Source organism: Rahnella perminowiae (assembly GCF_019049695.1).
GTDB classification, from domain to species: domain Bacteria; phylum Pseudomonadota; class Gammaproteobacteria; order Enterobacterales; family Enterobacteriaceae; genus Rahnella; species Rahnella perminowiae.
On record NZ_JAFMOT010000114.1, the window covers coordinates 1 to 1,479 of the forward strand.

Sequence of the window (1,479 nt, forward strand, 5' to 3'; positions counted from 1 at the left end):
AACACCAAGTGCTGGAATATTAACCAGCTTCCCATCGACTACGCTTTTCAGCCTCGCCTTAGGGGTCGACTCACCCTGCCCCGATTAACGTTGGACAGGAACCCTTGGTCTTCCGGCGTGCGGGTTTTTCACCCGCATTATCGTTACTTATGTCAGCATTCGCACTTCTGATACCTCCAGCAAACCTCACAGTTCACCTTCGACGGCTTACAGAACGCTCCCCTACCCAACAACGCCTAAGCGTCGCTGCCGCAGCTTCGGTGCATGGTTTAGCCCCGTTACATCTTCCGCGCAGGCCGACTCGACCAGTGAGCTATTACGCTTTCTTTAAATGATGGCTGCTTCTAAGCCAACATCCTGGCTGTCTATGCCTTCCCACATCGTTTCCCACTTAACCATGACTTTGGGACCTTAGCTGGCGGTCTGGGTTGTTTCCCTCTTCACGACGGACGTTAGCACCCGCCGTGTGTCTCCCGTGATAACATTCTTCGGTATTCGTAGTTTGCATCGAGTTGGTAAGCCGGGATGGCCCCCTAGTCGAAACAGTGCTCTACCCCCGAAGATGAGTTCACGAGGCGCTACCTAAATAGCTTTCGGGGAGAACCAGCTATCTCCCGGTTTGATTGGCCTTTCACCCCCAGCCACAAGTCATCCGCTAATTTTTCAACATTAGTCGGTTCGGTCCTCCAGTTAGTGTTACCCAACCTTCAACCTGCCCATGGCTAGATCACCGGGTTTCGGGTCTATACCTTGCAACTTGACGCCCAGTTAAGACTCGGTTTCCCTACGGCTCCCCTATTCGGTTAACCTTGCTACAAAATATAAGTCGCTGACCCATTATACAAAAGGTACGCAGTCACCTAACAAGTAGGCTCCCACTGCTTGTACGTACACGGTTTCAGGTTCTATTTCACTCCCCTCGCCGGGGTTCTTTTCGCCTTTCCCTCACGGTACTGGTTCACTATCGGTCAGTCAGGAGTATTTAGCCTTGGAGGATGGTCCCCCCATATTCAGACAGGATGTCACGTGTCCCGCCCTACTCATCGAACTCACAGCCTGTGCATTTTTGTGTACGGGACTATCACCCTGTACCGTGCGACTTTCCAGACGCTTCCACTAACACACAAACTGATTCAGGTTCTGGGCTCTTCCCCGTTCGCTCGCCGCTACTGGGGGAATCTCGGTTGATTTCTTTTCCTCGGGGTACTTAGATGTTTCAGTTCCCCCGGTTCGCCTCGTTAGACTATGTATTCATCTAACGATAATGTGCCGGAGCACACTGGGTTTCCCCATTCGGGTATCGTCGGGTATAACGGTTCATATCACCTTACCGACGCTTTTCGCAGATTAGCACGCCCTTCATCGCCTCTGACTGCCTAGGCATCCACCGTGTACGCTTAGTCGCTTAACCTCACAACCCGAAGGTGTTTCCACCGCCGCATTGCGATTATTTGAGAGACTCTGTTACAGACTAATCCA

Annotated in this window: 1 rRNA gene; it reads right to left on the minus strand. The window is 52.0% G+C overall.

The features are described 5' to 3' along the window. Positions 1–1,411: ribosomal RNA gene (locus J1781_RS00615) — 23S ribosomal RNA — on the minus strand; the annotation flags it as partial. Positions 1,412–1,479: the final 68 nt, after the last annotated feature.